The sequence below is a fragment of the Psychrobacter sp. GW64-MNA-CIBAN-0177 genome (assembly GCF_040309585.1).
GTDB lineage: Bacteria > Pseudomonadota > Gammaproteobacteria > Pseudomonadales > Moraxellaceae > Psychrobacter > Psychrobacter okhotskensis.
Genome location: NZ_JBEOOY010000375.1, coordinates 1 through 259 on the forward strand (window position 1 = coordinate 1; position 259 = coordinate 259).

At 44.0% G+C, this 259-nt stretch carries 1 pseudogene; it reads left to right on the forward strand.

The window, feature by feature from the left end:
• Positions 1–259, forward strand: a pseudogene (locus AAEY79_RS15510) (DNA-formamidopyrimidine glycosylase); the annotation flags it as partial.

Genomic DNA, 259 nt, shown 5'->3' on the forward strand with positions numbered 1-259 from the left:
CGCAGTAGAAAGCGACCCATAGCGCGTCCAATAAAATCAGTTATTATGGAGCAGCAGATTGTGGTTGGCGTGGGTAATATCTACGCAACAGAAAGTCTATACTTAGCAGGTATACATCCTGCAACACCAGCGCATCAGTTATCCTATGAGCAGATTGCGCTATTGGTTGAACATATTAAAATTATTTTGCAAAAATCCATCCAACTTGGTGGTTCCACCTTACGCGACTTTACCGTCGCGAGTGGTCAAACGGGCTATT